At 61.0% G+C, this 23,410-nt stretch carries 23 protein-coding genes and 1 riboswitch; of the genes, 18 read left to right on the plus strand and 5 right to left on the minus strand.

Annotation, left to right across the window (positions count from 1 at the left end; genetic code table 11):
- Positions 1-251: 251 nt before the first annotated feature.
- From BLS87_RS24520 to BLS87_RS24535, 4 genes are all read left to right on the plus strand, one after another.
- Entirely contained in the window at positions 252-1,283 is a 1,032-nt protein-coding gene (locus BLS87_RS24520; protein WP_143024475.1) for an acyl-CoA dehydrogenase family protein, read from the plus strand.
- Positions 1,280-2,041, plus strand: coding sequence for a PIG-L deacetylase family protein (locus BLS87_RS24525; RefSeq protein ID WP_074756583.1), 762 nt, complete (start codon positions 1,280-1,282; stop codon positions 2,039-2,041). The genes BLS87_RS24520 and BLS87_RS24525 overlap by 4 nt, the downstream gene beginning before the upstream one ends.
- Positions 2,038-2,640, plus strand: coding sequence for an SAM-dependent methyltransferase (locus tag BLS87_RS24530; RefSeq protein WP_074756585.1), 603 nt, complete (start codon positions 2,038-2,040; stop codon positions 2,638-2,640). The genes BLS87_RS24525 and BLS87_RS24530 overlap by 4 nt, the downstream gene beginning before the upstream one ends.
- 142 nt (positions 2,641-2,782) lie before the next feature.
- Entirely contained in the window at positions 2,783-2,983 is a 201-nt protein-coding gene (locus tag BLS87_RS24535) for a con-10 family general stress protein (RefSeq protein WP_074756587.1), read from the plus strand.
- Positions 2,984-3,047: 64 nt separating this feature from the next.
- On the opposite strand, the gene BLS87_RS34265 is transcribed toward BLS87_RS24535, so the two are convergent.
- Positions 3,048-3,224, minus strand: a complete 177-nt coding sequence (locus BLS87_RS34265) for a hypothetical protein (RefSeq protein WP_167362099.1) — start codon at positions 3,222-3,224, stop codon at positions 3,048-3,050.
- 57 nt (positions 3,225-3,281) lie between these two features.
- A complete protein-coding gene (locus BLS87_RS24540) occupies positions 3,282-3,839 on the minus strand; it encodes an ATP-dependent Clp protease proteolytic subunit (RefSeq protein WP_074756589.1) in 558 nt (185 codons plus the stop codon).
- A gap of 228 nt (positions 3,840-4,067) precedes the next feature.
- Between BLS87_RS24540 and BLS87_RS24545 the strand changes: the two genes are divergently transcribed.
- From BLS87_RS24545 to BLS87_RS24570, 6 genes are all read left to right on the plus strand, one after another.
- Positions 4,068-5,063 (plus strand): aldo/keto reductase, encoded by a 996-nt coding sequence (locus BLS87_RS24545; RefSeq protein ID WP_074756591.1) that lies wholly within the window; start codon positions 4,068-4,070, stop codon positions 5,061-5,063.
- Positions 5,064-5,274: 211 nt separating this feature from the next.
- Entirely contained in the window at positions 5,275-6,783 is a 1,509-nt protein-coding gene (locus BLS87_RS24550; protein WP_083370754.1) for an NCS1 family nucleobase:cation symporter-1, read from the plus strand.
- Between the two features lie 23 nt (positions 6,784-6,806).
- Entirely contained in the window at positions 6,807-7,535 is a 729-nt protein-coding gene (locus tag BLS87_RS24555) for an aspartate/glutamate racemase family protein (RefSeq protein ID WP_074756593.1), read from the plus strand.
- Positions 7,536-7,587: 52 nt separating this feature from the next.
- Positions 7,588-7,785: riboswitch (cobalamin riboswitch) on the plus strand.
- Positions 7,786-7,927: 142 nt separating this feature from the next.
- Positions 7,928-8,941: an ABC transporter substrate-binding protein gene (locus tag BLS87_RS24560; RefSeq protein WP_074756595.1), complete on the plus strand. Its 1,014-nt coding sequence runs from the start codon at positions 7,928-7,930 to the stop codon at positions 8,939-8,941.
- 5 nt (positions 8,942-8,946) lie between these two features.
- A complete protein-coding gene (locus BLS87_RS24565; protein ID WP_074756597.1) occupies positions 8,947-9,969 on the plus strand; it encodes a FecCD family ABC transporter permease in 1,023 nt (340 codons plus the stop codon).
- A complete protein-coding gene (locus BLS87_RS24570; protein WP_074756599.1) occupies positions 9,966-10,787 on the plus strand; it encodes an ABC transporter ATP-binding protein in 822 nt (273 codons plus the stop codon). The genes BLS87_RS24565 and BLS87_RS24570 overlap by 4 nt, the downstream gene beginning before the upstream one ends.
- A 19-nt stretch (positions 10,788-10,806) precedes the next feature.
- On the opposite strand, the gene BLS87_RS24575 is transcribed toward BLS87_RS24570, so the two are convergent.
- A complete protein-coding gene (locus tag BLS87_RS24575; RefSeq protein ID WP_074756601.1) occupies positions 10,807-13,353 on the minus strand; it encodes a UvrD-helicase domain-containing protein in 2,547 nt (848 codons plus the stop codon).
- Positions 13,354-13,631: 278 nt separating this feature from the next.
- Here BLS87_RS24575 and BLS87_RS24580 point away from each other — a divergent pair, with 278 nt between their 5' ends.
- Together BLS87_RS24580 and BLS87_RS24585 are read left to right on the plus strand one after the other, a co-directional pair.
- Positions 13,632-14,327, plus strand: coding sequence for a pirin family protein (locus BLS87_RS24580; protein ID WP_074756847.1), 696 nt, complete (start codon positions 13,632-13,634; stop codon positions 14,325-14,327).
- A gap of 110 nt (positions 14,328-14,437) precedes the next feature.
- Positions 14,438-14,680 (plus strand): DUF2970 domain-containing protein, encoded by a 243-nt coding sequence (locus BLS87_RS24585; RefSeq protein ID WP_074756603.1) that lies wholly within the window; start codon positions 14,438-14,440, stop codon positions 14,678-14,680.
- Position 14,681: 1 nt separating this feature from the next.
- Here the strand turns inward: BLS87_RS24585 and BLS87_RS24590 are convergent, their stop codons facing one another.
- The gene (locus BLS87_RS24590; RefSeq protein ID WP_083370755.1) at positions 14,682-15,770 is read right to left on the minus strand and encodes an ABC transporter substrate-binding protein; all 1,089 of its coding nucleotides are present in this window, start codon (positions 15,768-15,770) and stop codon (positions 14,682-14,684) included.
- A 557-nt stretch (positions 15,771-16,327) separates the two neighbouring features.
- Between BLS87_RS24590 and BLS87_RS24595 the strand changes: the two genes are divergently transcribed.
- Both BLS87_RS24595 and BLS87_RS24600 read left to right on the plus strand, forming a co-directional pair.
- Positions 16,328-17,986, plus strand: coding sequence for a nitrite/sulfite reductase (locus tag BLS87_RS24595; RefSeq protein WP_074756605.1), 1,659 nt, complete (start codon positions 16,328-16,330; stop codon positions 17,984-17,986).
- Entirely contained in the window at positions 17,970-18,464 is a 495-nt protein-coding gene (locus tag BLS87_RS24600; protein WP_074756607.1) for a DUF934 domain-containing protein, read from the plus strand. Before BLS87_RS24595 ends, BLS87_RS24600 begins: the two co-directional genes overlap by 17 nt.
- A 232-nt stretch (positions 18,465-18,696) precedes the next feature.
- On the opposite strand, the gene sohB is transcribed toward BLS87_RS24600, so the two are convergent.
- Entirely contained in the window at positions 18,697-19,719 is a 1,023-nt protein-coding gene (gene sohB, locus BLS87_RS24605) for a protease SohB (protein ID WP_074756609.1), read from the minus strand.
- Between the two features lie 232 nt (positions 19,720-19,951).
- On the opposite strand from sohB, the gene BLS87_RS24610 reads away from it, so the two are divergent.
- The 4 genes from BLS87_RS24610 to BLS87_RS24625 all read left to right on the plus strand — a co-directional run bounded on the left by BLS87_RS24610 (position 19,952) and on the right by BLS87_RS24625 (position 23,135).
- The gene (locus BLS87_RS24610) at positions 19,952-20,662 is read left to right on the plus strand and encodes a histidine phosphatase family protein (protein WP_074756611.1); all 711 of its coding nucleotides are present in this window, start codon (positions 19,952-19,954) and stop codon (positions 20,660-20,662) included.
- A gap of 57 nt (positions 20,663-20,719) precedes the next feature.
- Positions 20,720-21,034 (plus strand): SCP2 sterol-binding domain-containing protein, encoded by a 315-nt coding sequence (locus BLS87_RS24615; RefSeq protein WP_074756613.1) that lies wholly within the window; start codon positions 20,720-20,722, stop codon positions 21,032-21,034.
- A 226-nt stretch (positions 21,035-21,260) separates the two neighbouring features.
- Positions 21,261-22,328 (plus strand): phosphotransferase family protein, encoded by a 1,068-nt coding sequence (locus tag BLS87_RS24620; protein WP_074756615.1) that lies wholly within the window; start codon positions 21,261-21,263, stop codon positions 22,326-22,328.
- A gap of 39 nt (positions 22,329-22,367) precedes the next feature.
- Positions 22,368-23,135 carry an SDR family oxidoreductase gene (locus tag BLS87_RS24625; protein WP_074756617.1) on the plus strand — a complete coding sequence of 256 codons (768 nt, stop codon included), beginning with the start codon at positions 22,368-22,370 and terminating at the stop codon, positions 23,133-23,135.
- Positions 23,136-23,410: the final 275 nt, after the last annotated feature.

Raw genomic sequence — 23,410 nt, forward strand, 5'->3', positions numbered from 1 at the left:
CATTCTACCTCGCCACGCCCCATGGCATCTGCCCGGGCCGGACTGCCGGGTGCGACAAAACCGCGCAGGGCCATTCCTCTGCGCAGAGACCTTGGCGACACCAAGGCCTGCGCACCTGCCGTCCCGCGCAAACGCAGCCGCCGAAGTTTTTTTGAACCCCACCCCGCGCCAGGTGCCTCATTTCATGAGCAGGCTTTCATGAACAGCGCACGCACCTCGCGTCGACGTTGAACCTGGCGGAGACACTGAATATGCGTGATGACGTAGATAGCCTTGAATCGGTGCTGGCAGCCTTCGCCCGCCGTCCCAATGCGCCCATGACCGATGAACGACTCTGTGAAGCGATGCGCCTGTGCATGGCGCGCGACCTGGACCGCTTGCCGTTACCCGGTAGTGGCGAAACCTTGGCACGGTGGCAGCAACTGGCCCACGTGGCCGGAATCGACCTCGCGTTGCTGAAACTGTACGAGGGCCATACCGATGCGCTGGCCATCCTTCAAGAACTCGGCTGCGCGCCGTTTTCCGACCCAGGCATCTGGGGTGTCTGGGCTGCCGAGCCGCCAAACGCGCGGGTGATCGTCAGTGAGCGGCAAGGCGATCAAGTGCGCCTGAATGGCACCAAAGCCTGGTGTTCCGGTGCACAACAGATCGACTACGCACTGATCACCGCCTGGACCGAACAGGGTCAACCGCAACTGATTGCTGTCCGCCTCAATGAACACGGAGTCAGTGTTGATGGGCGAGGCTGGCAGGCGGTGGGCATGGGCAGCACCGCAAGCGTCGATGTCCATTTTGAACACGCGACAGGTCACTGCGTCGGAGAATCCGGCGCTTATCTGCAGCGTCCAGGTTTCTGGCAAGGCGGCGCGGGTATCGCGGCGTCCTGGTATGGCGCCGCCGTTGCGCTGGCGCGGTCCCTTCACCGACAGCGTCAGCAGGGTCGCGCTGACCCGCACGCCGACGCCCATCTGGGATCGGTGGACGCCGCGCTGCTCGGGGCCGCTGCAGCACTCAGAGAATGTGCGGCATGGATCGATACCCATCCGCACGCCGATGCTCGACTGCCCGTTCAACGCGTTCGCGCCCACGTCGAAATGGCGGTTGAGCAGGTATGCAGGCATGTCGGCCGTGCGCTGGGCGCGACGCCATTCTGCCGCGATCCGCATTTTGCGCGCCTGGCGGTGGACCTGCCGGTGTTCATCCGGCAAAGCCACGCGGAACGTGATCTGGCGCAATTGGGTCAACTCCTGACCCATAGCACAACCGAGGATTGGTCGTTATGAATCAGGCAGCTCCCTTTGGCGTCAGTGGCACCCCGTTGAGCGAATGGCGCAACAGCGTCGCCTTGAGCGGCGTTCGGCCCATTGATGTCGACGAGTTGGTTCCACCGGGTGCACGACTGGTGGTGCTGGCGCCCCATCCCGACGACGAAGTGCTCGCCTGCGGCGGACTCCTGGCAGCCATGGCCAACCGCCAGGAAGACGTGCAGTTGATTTCCGTGACCGATGGCGAGGGCAGTCACCCGGACTCCGCGCAATGGCCGCGTTCGCGGCTGCGTACCGAACGGCGTCGGGAAAGCGAGCGGGCCGTCACCGCGCTGGGCTTCGATCTGCCGCGCTTCGCTTGGCAGCGGCTGGGGATGAGCGACGGTCAGGTCGCTGACCGCGCTGATGCTCTGATAGCACTGCTGAGCGAGGATTTACGCTCGACCGACGTGCTCGTGACCACATGGCGTCATGACGGCCACTGCGACCATGAGGCCGTCGGTCACTGTGCTGCCCAGGCCGCCGCGAACACGGGCGCCACCCTGCTGGAGATTCCGGTGTGGGCCTGGCATTGGGCCGAACCCAACGACCCGCGGATTCCCTGGCAGCAGGCGCGAAAATTCATGCTCAGCGACGCCCAGTTGCAACGCAAGCGTCGGGCAATCAACGCCCACGCCAGCCAGTTACACGACGATGTCAGCACCGGCGCGGCGCCCGTGCTCGACACCGTCACCCTGGAGCGACTGCTTCAACCGTTCGAATTGGTGTTCCTGTGAGCTTGCCTGCCGACTATTTCGACGAACTGTTCGCCGACAGCGATGACCCTTGGGCTTTTCGTACCCGCTGGTATGAGCAACGCAAGCGCGACCTGACCCTTGCGGCGCTGCCCCGCCAACGCTATGAACGCGTGTTTGAACCGGGGTGCGCGAACGGCGAATTGAGCCTGCGTCTGGCGGAGCGCTGCGACCAGCTGCTGTGCATGGACATGAGCACCCGCGCGGTTGAACTGGCGCGCGCACGGCTGCGCGAGTATCCGCGAGCGCAGGTCGTGGAGGGATGCTTGCCCCAGGATTGGCCAGAAGGCCAGTTCGATCTGATCGTGATCAGCGAGTGGGCGTATTACCTGGAGCCGGCGTTGTTCATCCAGGTCATCGAACGGCTCGCCGCGTGCCTGACACCAGACGGCGCCGTATTGGCGTGCCACTGGCTGCATCCGATCGACGGCTGCCCCATGCAGGGCGCAGAGGCTCACGCACTCCTCACCCAATACCTGCCGCTCACACGCACGTTGCGGCACGAAGAGACGGACTTTTTACTGGAGATGTGGAGCAATCACACTGCAGGAATCGATCTGTCGGAACAGGTTCGCCGGTGACGCACCGAAGCGTTTGTGAGCACCGTGCCACCAGGCCGCTGGTCCGGTAGGCGTGCAATTATTTAAACCAACCACCGCTTGTTATATCCCACATAGTGCGAGCCACATGACTCGCCCTTCTCATAACAAGAGGTACGTAATCATGGCTAACACCGGAAAATCGAACCCTGGGAACTTCGCCAACGATCGCCAGAAAGCCTCCGACGCAGGCAAAAAAGGCGGCCAGGCTTCGGGTGGCAGCAATGTCGCAGACGACCGTCAAAAAACGTCAGACGTGAAACGGGATGACGCCGGCAAAAAAGGTGGCTCCATGCCACAAGGTGGCGCAGGCCGCAAATCCTGATTAACTGCTGATCAGAGAACCGAGCGAGGGCGAAAGCTCTCGCTCTTTTGTTTCCAGTCCCGCCTTACTGTTGCTTTCCTTTTTCACGCGGATCGATCAGCGGCACGGTGGCATCTCGATCAAATTGCGAACCGGGGTCTTCATTGCCCGGATCGTTATCAATGTCCACTTCCACTTCTTCCACCGGATGGACGGCGCGCTGAGGCGCTGTGTCCGGGCCTTTCTGTGAAGGGGTGTGCATGGCAGGTTCCTCACGTTCAGATGGGGTCGATCGCGACCCGGTTTCGACAGGTTCAGCTTAGCTCCCGCTGACGGTCCAGTGGACCGCGTCTTCGGGGAACTGCAGTTGCTCGACACGATGAGCAATGCCACAGCCCAGCGAATCTTCGGCGCGGATGACCTTTTCCTCCGCCGACAGACACCGACCGATGTCCAGCGGGTGCGCCGCCCCTTCGGTTTCGCTCAGGTAGATATTCACGTAACGCTGCAAGTCATTGTCGAGACTGCGCAGGTATTCGCGCATGCGCGAGTGATCGACGGAGCTCTGGCTGAAGTACCAGGTCATCGGATGAATCAGGAATCGCGAATGCGGACAGGCGATGCGCTCTTCGGCGGCCAGGTAAATGACGATGCCCATCGACTCGATGTTGCCGCTGTTGAGCGCACGAATCGGCACCTTCAGCGATTTCAGAAAGTTATAGAGCGTGAATCCCAGTGCCGTGCTGCCACCTGCCGTCGACAGGTTCAGCAGCAGACCGGTCGCGCCCTTGCCAAGGGCCTCCAGGCAGCGATCACGGAAATGCTCGGTGCTGGTCTGGTCGACCCCACAATGGAAATGGACGATGTGCTCGCTCATCTACTGCCCTCCCTTTCCGGTCAATCGATGCAGCCTGAAACGTTGGAAGCCCCACGGCCGGGAAAAGTTGCATGGTGGAGCTGCGGGTTCAACCGGCGTCGGGTGCATTGCGCAGTCTCAGACTCTGCCTGCCAGAACTCCTGCTTCAATGAACGATCAGTACACAACACCGGGCGCTGACTTCAAAGCGTACACCCGGCTCTCCATGACGACAGACAGGACACCTCAATGAGTCTGCACGACAAGATCATCGGCCGCCTCGGCTTCGGCGCCGCGCCACTGGGCAACATGTTTCGTGAGATCAGCGAAGAAGAGGCCACTGCCACCGTGCAAGCGGCCTGGGATCAGGGCATTCGCTATTTCGATACCGCGCCGATCTACGGGGCGGGTTTGTCTGAACAGCGCCTGGGCAAGGCACTGGCCCACGTGCCGCGCGATCAATACACCCTGAGCACAAAAATTGGCCGGCTGGTCTCCGACGAACTGGACCCGGACGCGCGCAGCGGTCCTTTCAGCGACGGGTTGAAAAACAAGATCGTTACCGACTATTCGGCCGATGCCACCCTGCGCTCCATCGCTGCCAGTCTCGAACGGCTGAACACCGACCGACTGGACATCGTGTTTGTGCATGACGTGGCGCAGGATGCGCACGGCGACGAATGGATCGAGCACTTCAACGTTGCCCGCAAAGGCGCCTTCCGTACCCTCACACGCTTGCGCGAAGAAGGGGTGATCAAGGCCTGGGGACTGGGGGTGAACCGGGTCGAACCCTGCGAACTGACGCTGGACCTCACCGAGGCGCAACCCGACGGGTTCCTGTTGGCCGGACGCTATTCGTTGCTGGATCACGATCAGCCGCTGCAGCGCCTGTTCGCCAAAGCCCGTGAGCACAGCGCCGAATTCGTCATCGGCGGCCCCTACAGTTCCGGCGTGCTGGTGGGTGGCAAGCATTTCGAGTACCAGGAGGCGCCGCAGGCAATGCTCGACAAGGTCGCGCACATTCAGGAGATTGCCCGACAGTATCAGGTCGATATCAAGTCGGCGGCGTTGCAGTTCGTGCTCGCCAATCCATTGGTCGCCGCTGTGATTCCGGGCGCCAGCCGGCCTTCACGCATCGTCGAAGACGTCACCGCGCTTCACGCTCAGGTGCCGGATGGCTTCTGGCAAGCGATGCGGGACCAGGGATTTATTGCCGCACAGGCACCGGTACCCGCTAAACCCTGACCGCACACAACAACCGCTTGATGCTGGCCAGAGGCTATAGAAAGCAATCCCGCTTTCCCTACCCTCTGGACAGCCCCTGAATCCTGTGACCGTTTAAGGCAGCCCCCACGCCCCTCTGTAACCTTCTCGTTGACTCATCTGTCATTTCCGATAGTCTTGCCTGCGCACTGTATACAAAAACAAATACAAATAGCGCCGGAGATTGTTGAACATGCCAGTAGACAACACCCTGGATTCAGCCCTTGCCGCACAGGCCTCGACCGTCGATCACCCGGCGCTCAGTCCCCGTCTGTACAACCCTGACCTGGCTCCGAGCAAGACGGAAGGCCGAACATGGGGTGGATACAGTATCTTTGCCCTGTGGACCAATGATGTACACAATCTCGCCAACTATTCGTTCGCCATTGGCCTCTATGCGCTGGGCCTTGGGGGCTGGCAGATCATGCTGTCCCTGGCCATCGGTGCAGCGCTGGTGTACCTGTGCATGAACCTCACCGGCGACATGGGTCAAAAGACCGGCGTGCCGTTCCCAGTGATCAGCCGGGTCAGCTTCGGCATATTCGGCGCACGCATTCCTGCGCTGATCCGCGCCGTGATCGCCATCGCCTGGTTCGGCATTCAGACCTACCTGGCCTCGGTGGTGCTGCGGGTGCTGCTCACCGCCCTGGACCCTGCGCTCGCGGCATACGATCACGATGCCTGGCTCGGCCTTTCGACCCTGGGCTGGCTGTGCTTTGTCAGCATCTGGGCCGTGCAATTCGTGATTCTTGCGTACGGCATGGAAATGGTGCGCCGCTATGAAGCGTTCGCAGGTCCGGTGATCCTGCTCACCGTCGCCAGCCTCGCCATCTGGATGTTCACCCAGGCCAACGGTCAGATCGCCTGGTCGACGAAAACGCCGCTGGAAGGCGCTCAGATGTGGCGCAGTATCTTCGCGGGCAGCGCGTTGTGGCTAGCGATTTACGGCACGCTGATCCTTAACTTCTGCGATTTCTCGCGCTCGGCCCCTTGCAAGAAAACCATCCGCAAAGGCAATTTCTGGGGACTTCCCGTGAACGTGCTGTTGTTCGCGTTCATCACCGTGATCCTCTGCGGCGCCCATTTCTCCATCAACGGGCAGATCATCCAGAGCCCGACGGACATCATCAAGAGCATCCCGAGCACCTTTTTCCTGGTGCTGGGTTGCCTGGCGTTTCTCATCGTCACCGTGGCGGTGAACATCATGGCGAACTTTGTCGCGCCCGCCTTCGTACTCAGCAGCCTGGCGCCGCGTTACCTGACCTTCCGCCGTGCCGGGATGCTCAGCGCGACCGTGGCGGTGTTGATCCTGCCGTGGAACCTCTACAACAGCCCGCTGGTGATCGTGTATTTCCTGTCGGGCCTGGGCGCCCTGCTCGGCCCGCTGTACGGCGTGATCACCGCCGACTATTGGCTGCTGCGCAAAGGACGCGTTAACGTGCCGCAGCTCTACACCGAAGATCCGGCCGGCGCCTACCACTATTCACGCGGGGTCAACCTGCGTGCCGTCTGGGCGTTTATTCCGGCGGCAATCATTTCCACGATTACCGCGCTGGTCCCGGCCTTTGATTCGGTGTCGCCGTTCTCCTGGCTGATGGGCGCCGCCATTGGCGCAGCGCTGTACCTGTTGCTGGCCGACCGGCGAAAGACCTTCAAAGACGTCAGTGGCCAGGCCATTGCCGTGCAAAACACCCAGCATTGATCGCAAGCGAGAGACGTCCACCCATGCGTATTTTGATCGTCAACGTGAACACCACCGAATCGATGACTCAGACCATCGCCGAGCAGGCCCGCAGCGTTGCCTCGTCCGGAACGGAAATCATCGGGCTGACGCCGCGCTTCGGTGCGGAGTCGGTGGAAGGCAACTTCGAAAGCTACCTGGCGGCCATCGCAGTGATGGACCGGGTGCTGTCCTACGACCAGCCCTACGATGCGGTGATTCAGGCCGGCTATGGCGAGCACGGGCGCGAAGGCCTGCAGGAGCTGCTGGAAGTGCCCGTGGTGGACATCACCGAGGCGGCTGCGAGCTTGGCGATGCTGTTGGGCCACAAGTACTCGGTGGTGACCACGCTGGATCGGGCGGTGCCGTTGATCGAAGACCGGTTGAAACTGGCGGGTGTCTTCGAGCGTTGCGCCTCGGTACGCGCCAGCGGCATGAGCGTGCTGGAATTGGAGGAAAAGCCGGACCGCGCCCTGGAAGCCATCGCCGAACAGGCGGTTGAAGCGGTCACGCGAGATAAAGCCGAAGTGATCTGCCTGGGCTGCGGCGGGATGGCCGGCCTGGACCAGATGATTCGCGACCGCGCCGGCGTTCCGGTGGTCGACGGCGTGACGGCGGCCGTGGCACTGGCCGAATCGCTGGTGCGTCTGGGCCTCAAGACCTCGAAAGTCCGCACTTACGCCACACCGCGGCCGAAGAAAGTCGTTGGCTGGCCGTTTCGTCTGCAGGATTGAAGCGTCGTTGAGCGATAGATCGGCGGTGCATTCGCCTCACGCCAGCGAATCGTTTAGTATCCCCGCCGCCGGTTTCCACTCGGAATTAATAGGGAATCCACGAGCCCTGCTCTGTCAGGCTCAAATGGAACTGTCCCCGCAACTGTAGGCGCTGAGCCCTGCTTCAAGAATGCCACTGGGTCAGCCCGGGAAGGCTGAAGCCTGGCGAGGACGCGCCAGTCAGGAGACCTGCCGGCAAGCGTCAATCATTCACCGGCGGGGTGTCCGGGAAGGACACCCGTGCGCGCCTTCGTTGGCGTGATCTGCACTTGCCCTGTCTTTTCAGCGGCGAGCCGGGATGTGCTTTCCAGTACCTGCCCTTTCGGCCATCAGGTTTACTGGAGATCCCGCTCATGTCGCTGCGCCGCCTTTCGTTGTTGCTCACCGGTCTGATGCTCTCGAGCCCCCTCCTCGCCGCGTCAACGCAGTACCCGCTGACGGTCGACAATTGCGGCGTGCCGCTGACGTTCGCCCAGCCACCGCAAAAAACCGTGACCATTGGCCAAGCCGCAACGGAAATGCTTTACGCCTTGGGCCTCAGCCAACAGGTGATCGGCACATCGTTGTGGTTCAACGACGTACTGCCTCAATTCAAGGACGCCAACGACCACATTGCCCGTTTGGCCGACAACACGCCCAGCTTCGAGTCCGTGACCGGCAAACGCCCGGATTTCGTCCCGGTGCAGTTCGAGTGGATGGTCGGCCCTCAAGGCGCGGTCGGCACCCGACAACAGTTTCACGACCTGAACATCCCGACCTACATCCTGCCTTCCGACTGTGAGGGCAAGAACAATCGGGTCGGCGCCGATGGCACGCGCCTGGCGGCCTTTAAAGTCGAGACGCTGTACAAGACCCTGGCTCAACTGGCCATGATCTTCGACGTGCAGGATCGCGGCCAACAGCTGATCACGGGCTATCAGGCGCGTCTGGCCAAGGCCGTCGAACAGGCGAAAACCCAAGGCAGCCACAACGTTTCGGCGGTGTTCTGGTTCTCCAGCCCTGACCTCAACTCCGATCCTTTTGTCGCGGGCCGCAAGGGCATTCCCAATTTCATGCTCGACACGCTGGGCATGCGCAATGTCATCGATTCCGATGAAGAGTGGCCCACCGTCGGCTGGGAAACCATCGCCAAGGCCAACCCGACCATCCTGGTGATCGCTCGGATGGATCGTCGCCGTTTCCCGGCCGACGATCATGAGAAGAAACTGGCGTTTCTCACATCCGATCCGGTGACGCGCAACATGGACGCGGTGAAGCACGATCGCATCGTGATCATGGACGCCAGCGCGATGGAATCCAGCGTGCGGCTGTTCGACGGCATCGAGCAACTCGGCGCTGCCGTTCAAAGCGCCACTCCTGCGCCATGAACCGTATGCGTGTGGGTCGATTGCTGGGCCACGGCCTGTGGGTCAGCGCCGTGCTGTGCCTGGCGATCATGGCGGGCGTCGCGATTGGCGAGACGTCGATCAGCCTGCCTGTCATCGCTCAGGTGTTGGCAAACAAGCTGTGGGCAGCCGGTTACCTGGTAGACCCCATCGATGAAGGTATCGTCTGGAACTACCGCCTGACCCGCGCCATCGTCGCGGCGGCGTGTGGCGCAGGGCTGGCGATTTCCGGCGTGGTGCTGCAATCGCTGCTGCGCAATCCGCTGGCCGACCCTTATCTGCTGGGCATATCGGCGGGTGCCTCCACCGGCGCTGTCCTGGTGGCAATCATCGGTGTGGGCGCCGGGGCGATTTCCCTCTCCACCGGTGCCTTCGCCGGCGCAATGGCCGCCTTTGCACTGGTGGCCTTGCTTGCCCGCGCCTCTCGCGGCCAGACGGCGGCCGGACAGATCATCCTGGCGGGCATTGCCGGCTCACAGTTGTTCAACGCCCTCACGTCCTTTCTGATCACCCGCTCCGCCAACGCCGAACAGGCGCGCGGCATCCTCTTTTGGCTGCTTGGCAACCTCAGCGGCGTGCGCTGGTCGTCAGTGAGCCTGGCGGTGCCCGTTGTGCTGTTCGGGCTGGTGGTCTGCTTGTGGCATCGCCGCTCACTGGATGCGTTCACCTTTGGCGCCGACTCGGCGGCGTCCCTCGGCATTCCCGTGCGCCGGGTGCAGGCCTCACTTATCGCAACCACCGCACTGATTACCGCCGTCATGGTGTCCATCGTCGGTTCGATCGGGTTTGTCGGGCTGGTCGTCCCCCACGCCGTGCGCATGGTCACGGGCGTCCGCCATGGCCGTCTGCTGCCGCTGAGTGCCTTGAGCGGCGCACTGTTCATGATCGCCGCTGACGCACTGTCCCGCACGGTGATCAAAGGTCAAGTACTGCCCATTGGCGTGATCACCGCATTGGTCGGCGCGCCGGTGTTCGCCCTCATTCTGATCCGTGGAAACCGTCTCCAATGAACGCGTCCAATCCGGCTCTAATGGCCAGCCGCGAGGGCACGCCCCTGCTCAGCGCGGTCAACTTGAGCTACGCCATAAAAGGCGCTCAATTGCTCAAGGACTTCAGCCTCACGATTCAGCCGGGTGAAAACCTGGGCGTCGTGGGGCCCAACGGATCGGGCAAGTCGACCCTGCTCAAGCTGTTGGCCGGGCTAAAATCGCCCACCCATGGCGACGTGTTGATGCAGGGCAAACCTCTGTCGACCCTGCGCCGTAGGGACATCGCACAATGCCTGGCGGTGGTTGAACAACAGGCGCAAACCAGCGACAAACTGACGTTGCAGCAGGCGGTGGAACTGGGCCGTACGCCATGGTTGTCGGCACTCGCTCCGTGGAGCGACGTCGATCGGCAGATCGTCGAGCAAGCCATGGCCGACGTGAACCTTCAGCACTTGAAACAGCGGGCTTGGCATTCGCTGTCGGGAGGCGAACGGCAACGCGCGCATATCGCCAGGGCGCTGGCGCAGCGGCCGCACATTCTGCTGCTGGACGAGCCGACCAATCATCTGGATATCCAGCAGCAGTTGTCGATCCTCAGGCGGGTTCATCAATTACCTGTCACCACCGTCATCGCCCTTCATGACCTCAATCAGGCGCTGGCCTGCGACCGCCTGGCGGTGCTCGATGCAGGAGAACTGGTGGCGTTGGGTTCGCCCTTTGAGGTGCTGACACCGGAACGCCTGCACACGACGTTCGGCGTTGCAGGGCATTGGCTGACCGACCCTTTCGATGGCGCGAAGCTGTTGCGCCTGCGTCCGGTTTCAAACGACGCACCTTAACCCCGCAGCCGCCGCGTGGCTAAACGACGGACTCGTCGATGCGCACGGCGCCTCGTCGATCCTCAAAGAACGCCTTGTCCGTGGCAATCCTCGACGAGGCCTTGGGCACCGCGGCATCGTCATTGCCCGCCGCGTCAATGAACCAGTAACAATGACGCACGGCCCGTGTGATCGCGACATACGCCAGGCGCAACACCTCATCCTTCTGCGCGTTGTCGAAGGCTTCAAGGTCGCCCTCCTTGCCCAGCCCCGCCATTTGATAGACCTGATTCTTGTACGGAGACTGGGTCAGGTGCTGGCAGTCGCCGAGCAGGAACACCGCGTCGGCCTGCAAACCCTTGGAGCTGTGATACGTCAGTTGCTTAAGGCGCCGCTCGCCGGGCGGCAACGCGTAGTCGGCATTCATCACCGCCTGCAGCGCCTCCGGTAACTTGCTGCGTTCACTCCCCTTGCGGTACAGCAGCAACACCGAGTCACCGGCGTTGTAATGCTCGATCAGACGGGCCACCAGTTGATCGTCATCGCGATCGAACACGCTGACTGGCAGCAATTCCTGCACCGGCCCGCTGGCTCGGGCCTTCTTGCCGCTGATCGCCGGTGCCGCGCGCACGATGTGCTCGGCCGCGTCGATGATGTGCTGATGGCTGCGGAAGTTGTCGCTGAGCATGACCTTGGTGGTGCCCGGCGACGGGAATTCCTTGGGAAACTCCATGAAGAATTTCGGCGAGCTGCCACGCCAGCCGTAAATCGACTGCCAGTCGTCTCCCACGCACAACAGCGAAGAGCGCTGCGCACCTCGGCCGACATGCAACGCAGGGCCACGGCCGCGAATCTCTCGAAGACTGGCGCGGATCCACGAGACGATCTGCGGCGAGACGTCCTGGAACTCATCGATCATCAAGTGCGACAGCGGGCGCAGGCCCTCGTCGCTGACCAGCTTGAGGTTCTCCGGCGAATGTTCACCAAACAGCGAGAACATCCGGTTGTAGGTCATGACAGGTGGGGTTTGCTCCAGCAGATGGTCCTCGAACGCCTTCCAGAACAGGCTCAGGGCTTCAAAGAAAAAGCGGTCCGGGTCCTGATCCGAAAAGCTCATCTGCGACACGGCGTCAGGAACATCCAGCCCCAGGTTTTCGATGAAACCGGCGGCAGCCACGAAGCAGTCCAGCAACGGCGCGGCGCTCAGTTCACCTTTGACCTTGTAATCGAAGCCGGGCCCGGCCACCGCCGCCCCCGACAGTGACTGCATCATGCCGCGGGACGCCTCGTAGTTCTCAAGCCAGATCACCGGCTTGCGGCAGAACGCCTGGAACAGCGTGCGCTTGATCACCCACTCGGCCCAGACCGGCAGCTTGGCGTCCGGGCGGCGTAGGTGCTGGTCTTCACTCGGGTCGAAACCGAGCACGATCCAGGCGTCCAGCTCGGCGGCATAGCCATGGACGTGGAATGTCAGCCCGCTGACCTCGACCGTCTGCCGCATGGGCTCGACGCCCTGAATCGGCCAGGCGCCCGCGCGAATCCACAGGTCCTCGATGACGTCGCACAGTTCCTCATCACGTTTGGACGACAGCCCCATGACGGTGATGCGCTTTTGCACATCCGGATGATCGCGATCCAGTTCCTTCAGTTGCAGTGAATGCCGATACAGCGGCGCCATCACTTCACGAAAGCGCGGGTTGGCGGCGTACAGGTCCCGATAGCACAGGTTCATCTGCTGGCGCTGGGCATCGTTGATGCGCAGGTCGAACGGGTTGCTGTCCGCCCCGTCGTCCAGCAGCTTGTTGCCGAACAGGTCGCCACCCGACGGATTGCCCTGCTGACTGCTCAGGTTTTCGAAAGCCTGAAGCTGCTCGAAACCCGGCAGGCTGCGCACCAGCGGCAGGATGCGCGAGTGAAACGTGCGCACCACCTCGCGCGCCTGGCGCAACGACAGGTCGTGCCCCCAAAGCCCCATGATCTCAATGAGCTTGTTGATGAAGTCCTTGCGCGACTCGCGGGTGAAGGTCACCACGGTCATCGAGTCCAGCTCGAAGCCCAAGTAGTGATTGAGCAGCAGCACACGCAAGACCAGCGATGTCGACTTGCCCGCCCCGGCACCGGCGATGACATAGGTCGAGGGTGTGTCACTGAAAATCATCTTCCACTGAGCGGCGGTTGGCTGGGCATGGGACGGGAGCTTTAGCGCCACATCGGCCTTGATGCGCTTTTTCAACTCGTTGGTCAGCGGCAGCCGCCAGTCATCGAACAGATGATCGTCAACCCTCGGTCCCCGGTGTTCCCCAGGACGGGTATCCCGGATCACCAAGACCCGACGTCCTTCTTCGATACCGTCCAGACGGCCCTCGGCGTAACCCTCGTCCATGCCTTCGGCGTGACCATTGAGAAAGCCGTCCGCATGTCCCTGTCTCCAGGACGGAACGTGCTGCGCCTGCATGCGCGACAAACCGCGACCCATCACCCGCGCCAACAGGCGCTTGAAGAAGGGCAAGCGCTCGGGCGTTGTCAGGTCAGGGGGCAAATCAGCAGTTAGCTCGTGGGGTGGCTCGGCTGGAAAATCGTGCGACACGCGGGCTCCATCTATCAGCGTTGAACGAGAAGGCGCCTATGGTCACCCCATTCGTCCGCGAGCTCCAGCGAAATGCTTTGCGGTCATGGAGTTAGCCGATCAAGTGCAGGTAAAGAGGCATAAAAGGCCGTTATGACATATTTAATATTTCGATTGTAATGACGCAAAACTTACGCTTTTTATCGATACATGGTTGATAGATGATTGCTCCATCGACTGAAGAGTCATCACCAGCGGCGCTGCTGCTTAGGCCGGCCCTGCTAATGGAGGAACTGATCATGCTGCAAATTCGACCTTTCAAATCCCTTGGCGGCGCCGACCATGGCTGGCTCAACGCTCATCACCACTTCTCGTTCGCCAACTACTACGATCCCGCCCGCATGAGCTGGGGCCAGCTGCGGGTGTGGAACGACGATGTGATCCAGGCGGGCACGGGCTTCCCACGCCACCCGCACCGCGACATGGAGATCATCACCTACGTCCGTGAAGGCGCGATCACCCACGAGGACAGCCTGGGTAACCGTGGCCGCACAGAAGCTGGCGACGTGCAAGTGATGAGCGCCGGGACCGGCGTGGCCCACAGCGAGTACAACCTGGAGTCGAAAGAGACGCGCATTTTCCAGATCTGGATCATGCCGGACGAAGTCGGTGCTCCACCTTCCTGGGGCGCCAAACCGTTCCCGAAAGGCAACCGCGAAGGTTTCGTCACCTTGGCCAGCGGTAAAGCGGACGACGACATCGAACTGCGTATTCGTGCCAATGCCCGCCTGGTCGCGGCCAACCTGAAAGCCGGCGAGACCGCTGAATACACGCTGGATGAGGGTCGCCGGGCGTACCTGGTGCCTGCAACCGGGATCATCGAAGTCAACGGCCTGCGCGCTGAAGCGCGGGACGGCGTGGCGGTTGAAGACGAGCGCGTCTTGCGGGTCACCGCCATCGAAGACAGCGAGATCGTTCTGGTGGATGTAGCGTGATAGCGCGCTGATGCTGTAAACCCAAAGCCCCGGCTTCGTCAGACGCCGGGGCTTTTTTTATTGGGATGACGTCTATTCTCTACAGGGCCATTCCTCTTTTGAGCAGGCCCATGGACAAGCCATCCGATGACTCAACTCACCATCCCGACGATAAAAAGCCGCCGACCTTCTGGCAGATGCTGCACAGCGTCATGGCCGCCGCCTTTGGCGTACAGAGCCACAAAAACCGCGCGCGGGACTTTACCCATGGCAAGCCGTCGCACTTCGTGATCATGGGCGTTGCCTTCACGGCCCTCTTCGCGCTGGCGTTGATGGGGATCGTGCAACTGGTCCTGCACTTCGCGGTGCCGTGACTCAGTTGGCAGCCCCGACGCGCACAAACGGGTAAGCGACGCCCTTCGGGCTGTGCCCCTCCGTGAACTGACGAACATCGATACCGTAGTCGTCGCGGCTGTTGGCCTGCATGAAACCGAGGCTGTCGCTGCGTTCCCTGATCTGCATCGCACGGACCCGCCAGGTGCCGATGGGCTGACGCGCCGCTTTATCGGCGTTGTCGTAGTCATGCAATAACACCAGCGCCCAGCCACCCAGCGTGAAGTGGCCACCGGCAACCACGCTCAAACGTCCCTCCAGCAGCGCCTGCAACGCGGCGGTCGAATCATTGATGGTGCCGACCAACACGTCTTTGCCCGGTTGTTTGCCCGCCTCGCCCAAGGCGTCCATCACCCCGAACGCCATCAAGTCGCTGGCGGCCCAGACCAGGCTCACGTTGGGGTAACGCTTGATCAACATCTGCGCCTGCTCGTACGCCCGGTCACGGCGCCAGCCACCCAGAACGATCTGCCGAAGTCGGACCTGAGGATTCTCGGCCAACGCGCGGTAAAGGCCCCGTTCGCGTTGCAGGGAAACCGGTGTGCTGTTGGTGCCGGAAAACGCCAGCATTTCCAGGGTCTGCCCGGGAAGCACGGGCGTACGGGATTCAATCAGGCGCTTGGCGATCAGGTAGCCGCCGTCTTCGTCGTTGGCCACGACGCTGCCCAGAAAGTCCGGGTAACGGCTGCGCAAGTCGCCGAGAATGCTCAGTTGATCGGCCGTGAAGGTGTTGTTGACCGCGAGCAGCTTGACCCCGCTGCCGACCGACAGGCGCAGCACCTCCGGCGCAACGTTCAGCTCGTTGGAGAACACCAGATAGTCCGGTCGGTCGCTGCCTTGCAGCGTCTTGCGCGCGAGCGTCAACAACGTGCGCGTGTCACGGTCGGTGTAATAGATCTGCAGATTCATGCCCAAGCGATCGGCCGCTGCCTGCATGAAGCGCGAATAGCTGGACCAATACGGATCCGGCGCCGATCCGGGGTTGAGAAACACCACCGACGCCGCCCACGCACCGCTGGACCACAGCCCACCCACGACAAGAATGAGGCAGCCCTTGAAAAACCTGATCATGGACACCGAGCCTCACCACCCATAAGAGCATAACGACCTGTATCAGGCCTGCTTATACCTTATCGGCTGCCGTCGGGTAAGGCCTACCCCACGTGAAGACGCGGTGCCTGCGCTACTGGTGGCTGACCCAGAAAACGGCCGCTCCCACGACGAGAACGATGATGAAGAAGATCGCCCAGGCATCCACATGGCTGTCGGACTTGGCAACTTTAGGGTGGTGGTTACTCATTGCATCGCCTCTTGTCAGTCTTATTGGTGATTGCAGATGAAGCAGGCCAGGGACGGTTGACCCGGGCCTTGAGCAGAGTAAAGTCGAGGCGTGTGCTTATCACAAGTGTGGCCATGGGCAGCCGACGTGATGCTTATCACTTTTGGTTCTTTGCATATACTCAAACATCACTTTTGCGCATATTCGCAAACTGGTAACCTCCCCCGGCTCCGTCAGGAGTGCGCGACCGTGCGCGCAGATTTGTTCAGCGGCCTGAGACCTTCGCGACAACGCATCGCCTGTTTCTGGCCGTCTAAGCAGCAGTGAACCGCCTGAGAACAGGACCACCATGTACGTATACGACGAGTACGATCAGCGGATCATCGAGGACCGCGTCAAGCAGTTCCGCGACCAGACCCGCCGCTATCTGGCCGGCGAGCTCAGCGAAGAAGAGTTCCGCCCGCTTCGCCTGCAAAACGGCCTCTATATCCAGCGCTTCGCGCCGATGCTGCGCGTTGCTGTGCCTTACGGGCAGCTGACCTCGCGCCAAACCCGTATGCTGGCCAAAATCGCCCGCGACTACGACAAGGGCTACGCGCACATCAGTACCCGCCAGAACGTGCAGTTCAACTGGCCGGCGCTGGAAGACATTCCCGATATCCTCGCTGAACTGGCCACCGTGCAGATGCACGCCATCCAGACCAGCGGCAACTGCCTGCGCAACGTCACCACGGACCAGTTTGCCGGCGTCGCCGCCGACGAACTGGTTGACCCGCGCCCATGGTGCGAGATCGTGCGTCAGTGGACGACCTTCCACCCGGAATTCGCCTACCTGCCACGCAAGTTCAAGATCGCGATCAACGGTTCTACGTCTGACCGTGCCGCCATCGAAGTCCATGACATCGGCCTTGAGCCGGTGAAAAACGCTGCCGGCGAGCTGGGCTTCCGCGTGCTGGTCGGCGGCGGTCTGGGCCGTACGCCGGTCGTGGGCGCGTTCATCAATGAGTTCCTGCCGTGGCAGGACCTGTTGAGCTACCTCGACGCCATTCTGCGCGTGTACAACCGCTACGGTCGTCGCGACAACAAGTACAAGGCCCGGATCAAGATCCTGGTGAAGGCACTGACCCCTGAAGTCTTTGCCGAAAAAGTCGAAGCGGAAATGGCCCACCTGCGCGGGGGCCAGACGACGCTGACCGAGGCTGAAGTTCACCGTGTCGCCAAGCACTTCATCGACCCTGAGTACAAGGCACTGCCGGATTACAGCGCAGAGCTGGTTCAACTGGACAAAGAGCACCCGGGCTTCGCGCGCTGGCGTTCGCGTAACGTCCTGGCCCACAAGAAGCCGGGTTACGCGGCCGTGACCTTGTCGCTGAAGCCGACCGGCGTCGCACCGGGCGACGTCACCGACAAGCAACTGGACGGCATCGCCGACCTGGCCGACCGCTACAGCTTCGGCCAACTGCGCACCTCCCACGAGCAGAACATCATTCTGGCCGACGTCGAGCAAAGCCAGCTGTTCACGATGTGGGGCGAATTGCGCGAGCAAGGTTTCGCCACGCCGAACATCGGCTTGCTGACCGACATCATCTGCTGCCCTGGCGGTGATTTCTGCTCGCTGGCCAACGCCAAGTCGATCCCGATCGCCGAATCCATCCAGCGCCGTTTCGACGACCTGGATTACCTGTTCGACATCGGCGAGCTGGACCTGAACATTTCCGGCTGCATGAACGCCTGCGGCCACCACCACGTCGGCCATATCGGCATTCTGGGCGTGGACAAGAAAGGTGAAGAGTTCTACCAGGTTTCCCTGGGCGGCAGCGCCAGCCGGGATGCAAGCCTGGGCAAGATCCTTGGCCCGTCATTCGCACAGGACGCCATGCCGGATGTAATCGAAAAGCTGATCAACGTCTACGTCGAAAAACGTAACGAAGACGAGCGCTTCATCGACACCTACCAGCGTATCGGCATCGACCCTTTCAAGGAGCGCGTCTATGCAGCGAATCATTAAGAACAACGAAGTCATCGACGAAACCTGGCACCTGCTGCCCAAGGACACCGAGTTCGACAGCCTGTCCAACTGCGACGACCTGATCGTGCCATTGTCTCTGTGGCGCGAGCACGGTCACGCACTCAAAGCGCGCGATGGCGGTCTGGGTGTCTGGCTGGACAGCGATGAAGAAGCCGAGGAAATCGGCGATGACGCCGGCCAGTTCCAGGTCATTGCTCTGAACTTCCCGGCGTTCACCGACGGCCGCAGCTACTCCAACGCCCGTCTGCTGCGTGACCGCTATGGTTTCAAAGGTGAGCTGCGCGCCATTGGCGACGTCTTGCGCGACCAGTTGTTCTACCTGCATCGCTGTGGCTTCGACGCTTTCGCGATTCGTGCCGACAAAGACCCGTACGAAGCGCTGCAAAGCCTTCGGGACTTCTCGGTCACCTATCAGGCGGCGACCGACGAGCCACTGCCGCTGTTCCGGCGTCGTTGATTCGACGCTGATCGACAGGCAGCAAAAAGCCCCGGTTTCGTGAGAAGCCGGGGCTTTTTATTTGAATCAGTGAACACTTCATGTAGGAGCGTGGCTTGTCCCGCGATCTGCCGCGAAGCGGCAGTAAATAAAGTAAATGCGGTGTATCAGTTACTGCCAACTTGGCAGCTATTACGGCTGCTGCGCAACCGATCGCGGGACAAGCCACGCTCCTACAAAAACGGAGTCCGGTCTACCAAAACCGCTGCTGCGTGACCTTGCTCCACCAGCTGGTCACCAAACGATCAACCGAACCACTGGCTGCCAGCCCCACGCGCTCCTGCAAGCTTTTGCGCTCGGCGTAGTGCAAGTGGAACACCTCGGCGGTTTTCGCCTTCTCGGACAAATATTCGTCGCTGGTTTTCAGCTCGTCGACCAGTTGTTTGTCCTTCGCGGCCATGCCCAGCCAGACCTCGCCGGTGGCCACTTCATCGATCTGCAATTGCGGGCGGTAGCTGGCGACGAAGTTTTTGAACAGCTCGTGGGTAATATCCAGATCTTGCTGAAACTTCTCGCGACCTTTCTCGGTGTTTTCGCCAAACACGGTGAGCGTGCGTTTGTATTCACCCGCCGTCAGCACTTCAAAGTCGATGTCGTGCTTTTTCAACAGACGGTTGACGTTCGGCAACTGAGCCACCACGCCGATCGAACCCAGCACGGCGAACGGTGCGCTGATGATGCGGTTACCGATGCACGCCATCATGTACCCGCCGCTGGCGGCCACCTTGTCGATGCAGATCGTCAACGGGATGCCGGCCTGACGAATCCGCGCCAGTTGCGACGATGCGAGGCCATAGCTGTGAACCATGCCGCCGCCGCTTTCAAGGCGCAGCACCACTTCATCTTTCTCGGTCGCCAGGCTCAACACCGCAGTGATCTCGTGGCGCATGCTTTCTGTCGCGGACGCCTTGATGTCACCGTCGAAATCCAGCACGTAGACACGCGGCTTGACGTCGGCCTGCTTTTTCTCTTTTTTCAGGTCTTTGGCCTGGGACTTGCGCAGCGCCTTGAGCCGCGCTTTGTCCAGCAGCGAGCCTTCCAGACGATCACGCAGGCCTTTGTAAAAGTCATTGAGCTTGGTCACGTGCAGCTGACCGCCACCACCGCGACGACCCCGGCCGCGCATGGAGGCAATGACCACCAGCACCACGACGATCGCGATGACCACCGTGACGGTTTTTGCCAGAAAGCTGGCGTAATCGAACATAAACTCCACAGAAGCTCCTTTGCCTACATGCCTGAAACCTGAGTCAACCTTCGTTGACGCACGTCATATACAGAATCGCGAATGGGCCCAGCATACCGGCGCGCCCCGCGTGGAGCCAGCGCCCGACGGCTTGAGAACATGACAATCGGACAATTCAAACAAGCGTATGTTTTTTTATTGACAGACCCTGCACCGTCCTCATAACCTCCCATCACTTTCAGCGTACCGGGATGACGCGGACGTGGGCAGCATCTATCTGATAAGACATGGCCAGGCCTCCTTTGGTGCAGACGACTACGACGTTCTGTCGCCCACCGGTTTTCGCCAGGCAGAAGTGCTCGGTGCGCACCTGGTGCACCTTGAGTTAACGTTTGATCGATGCATCACCGGCAGCCTGTTCCGTCAGCGTCATACCGCCGAAACCGCGATGGCCCAACTGGACGCCGCCGGCCTGAAAACCCCTGCCTTGGAAACCGACAGCGCGTTCAATGAATTCGACGCCGAAGCCGTGATTCGTGCGCTGCTGCCCGCGATGTTGCCGGACGAACCCGAAGCACTCGAAGTCATGCGCAACGCCGCCCACAACCGCGCGGAATTCCAGCGGCTGTTCGCGCTGATCATCGGTCGCTGGCTCGGTGGCCAACACGACACCCCGGCGCTGCAAAGCTGGCTGGCCTTCGTCGCGCAGGTCCAGTCGGGGCTCGAAAGGATTCTCGACAGCGCAGGCCCCAGCGACCGCATCGCCGTGTTCACGTCCGGCGGCACCATCACTGCCCTGCTCCACCTGATCACCCGGATGCCTGCAGCCCAGGCGTTCGAACTCAACTGGCAAATCGTCAACACCTCGCTCAACCACCTGAAATTCCGTGGTCGCGAGGTGTCCCTGGCTTCCTTCAACAGTCACGCACACTTGCAACTGATGAAGGCGCCGGAGCTCATCACCTACCGTTGAGCCCGGCCAATCGCACCCGCAAGGTGCCTGCAATCACTCATATAAAAGGATGACACCATGACCTCCGTAGCCGATGCCGTACAAGCGATGAAAGCCAAGTTCAACCCTGAAGCCGCTGCGGGCCTGGACTTGGTATTCGGTTTCCGTATCGATGACACAAAAAACTTCTCCCTGATCGTGAAAGACAAGACCTGCGAGCTGCAGGAGGGTGAAAATCCTGACGCACAAGTCACGCTGGTGATGGACGGCGAAACACTGGAAGGCATCGTCAGCGGCGAGACCGACGGTATGCAGGCGTTCATGGCCGGCAAGCTGCGCGCTGAAGGCGACATGATGCTGGCGATGAAGCTGAGCGATCTGTTCCCGTCGTAAGGCAGTGAAGCGCGCGCTTCCCCGAATTGCGCTTTCACCTTCAAAACCGAAGCTTCGCGGCTTCGGTTTTTTTTGCTCGACGGTTTTGCAAACAGCGCTGATCAAAACGGCTGATCGACCTGTAACACGCTCGCCAATAAGGCCATGCATTGCTTGTTCAGTAAGGCGCGCCCGCATTAGATTAGCCAATGATCATGGCCATCCAAAATAACCAGCAGGGATAAGCATGGCGCTAACCGACCAGTCCACCCAGGTTCGATCCGGCGAAGAGCTCGACGCAGCGCGGATCGATCCCTACCTGAAAACCCATATTCCAGGCCTGAGCGGCACCGCCCACATCAGTCAGTTTCCGGGCGGGGCCTCCAACCTCACCTACCTGCTCAAGTACCCGGAACAGGAGTTCGTCCTGCGCCGGCCGCCGTTCGGCCACAAGGCAAAAAGCGCCCACGACATGGGCCGTGAATACCGGATTCTCAATCAGCTCAAAGATGCCTTCCCTTATTGCCCCAAGGCCTACGTGCACTGCACAGACGAATCGGTGATTGGCGCCGAGTTTTATGTCATGGAGCGGGTCAAGGGCATCATTCTGCGCTCCGACCTGCCCACCGAACTGAACCTTGATGCCACGCAAACCGAAGCCCTGTGCAAGAGCTTCATCGACAAGCTGGTGGAGCTGCATCAAGTCGATTACACCGCCTGCGGCCTGGGCGATCTGGGCAAGCCACAGGGTTATGTCGAACGGCAGATTCGTGGCTGGACCGAACGCTACGAAAAAGCCCGCACGCCGGATGCACCCAGTTGGGAGAAGGTCGCGCGCTGGCTGGACGAGAAAAAACCTGCGGACCACCCGCGCTCCAGCCTGGTGCACAACGACTACCGCTTCGACAACGTGATCCTCGACCCCGATAACCCGATGCAGATCATCGGCGTGCTCGACTGGGAGCTGACCACGCTGGGCGATCCGTTGATGGATCTGGGGAACAGCCTCGCCTACTGGATACAGGCCGACGACCCGGCGCCGGTGCAATTGATGCGCCGTCAGCCCAGCCATGCGCCGGGCATGCTCACCCGTGAGCAGGTTGTCGCCTACTACGCCGAACGTTCGGGCATCCGCATTGACAACTTCGACTTTTATTACACCTACGGTTTGTTCCGTCTGGCGGGCATCGTGCAACAGATCTACTACCGCTTCTTCCACGGCCAGACCCAGGACAAACGCTTTGCCCAGTTCATCCACATGAACAAGCTGCTGGAACACATGGCGCTGCAAGTGATCGATCGCTCCAGCCTCTGACACGACACTCCCAGATTGCGACACGATAAGGAAAACAACATGTCCAAAACCCAACTGTTCGACCTCGACGGCAAGATCGCCTTCGTTTCCGGCGCCAGCCGCGGCATCGGTGAGGCCATCGCCAAACTGCTCGCCCAGCAAGGCGCGCACGTGATCGTCTCCAGCCGCAAGATCGAAGGTTGCCAGCATGTCGCTGATGCGATCATTGCCGACGGCGGCAAGGCCACGGCCATTGCCTGCCACATCGGTGAGATGGAACAGATCAGCGGCGTGTTCGCGCGCATTCGTGAAGAGTTTGGCCGGCTGGACATCCTGGTGAATAACGCCGCCACCAACCCGCAGTTCTGCAACGTCCTCGACACCGACCTCGGCGCGTTCCAGAAAACCGTCGACGTCAACATCCGTGGCTATTTCTTCATGTCGGTGGAAGCAGGCAAGCTGATGCGCGAGCACGGCGGCGGCAGCATCATCAACGTGGCGTCGATCAATGGCGTGTCACCGGGTGTTTTCCAGGGCATCTACTCGGTGACCAAGGCGGCCGTGATCAACATGACCAAGGTCTTCGCCAAGGAGTGCGCGCAGTTCGGTATCCGCTGCAACGCCTTGCTGCCAGGCCTGACCGACACCAAGTTCGCCTCGGCGCTGGTCAGCAACGAGAAAATCCTCAACACCGCGCTGCAGCAGATTCCGCTCAAGCGCGTGGCAGCGCCGAGCGAGATGGCGGGCACGGTTTTGTATCTGGCGAGCGATGCGTCGAGCTATACGACCGGCGTGGCGCTGAATGTGGATGGCGGGTTTTTGTCCTGAAACTGGATTCGATAACACCGACGATTAACTGTGGGAGTGGTGTGCATTTCCACTATTCGCAGTGACGCTGATGGTTTGGTTTGTCCTAACGGCCAAACTGTTCCGCCTTCGGCGGGTTACTTGAAAACCGGAATGCCGGACCATCCCCAAGTCACCAAGAGTCCTATGCTCCTGGTTTGGCGACTCCTTCGTCGTCGTACCCTCATTCCGGCGACGCTCCGCGTGGTAACACATTCAATGACGCTCTGCGTCATCCGGGATGTGGCGCATGCGGT

The organism is Pseudomonas abietaniphila (assembly GCF_900100795.1).
GTDB lineage: Bacteria > Pseudomonadota > Gammaproteobacteria > Pseudomonadales > Pseudomonadaceae > Aquipseudomonas > Aquipseudomonas abietaniphila.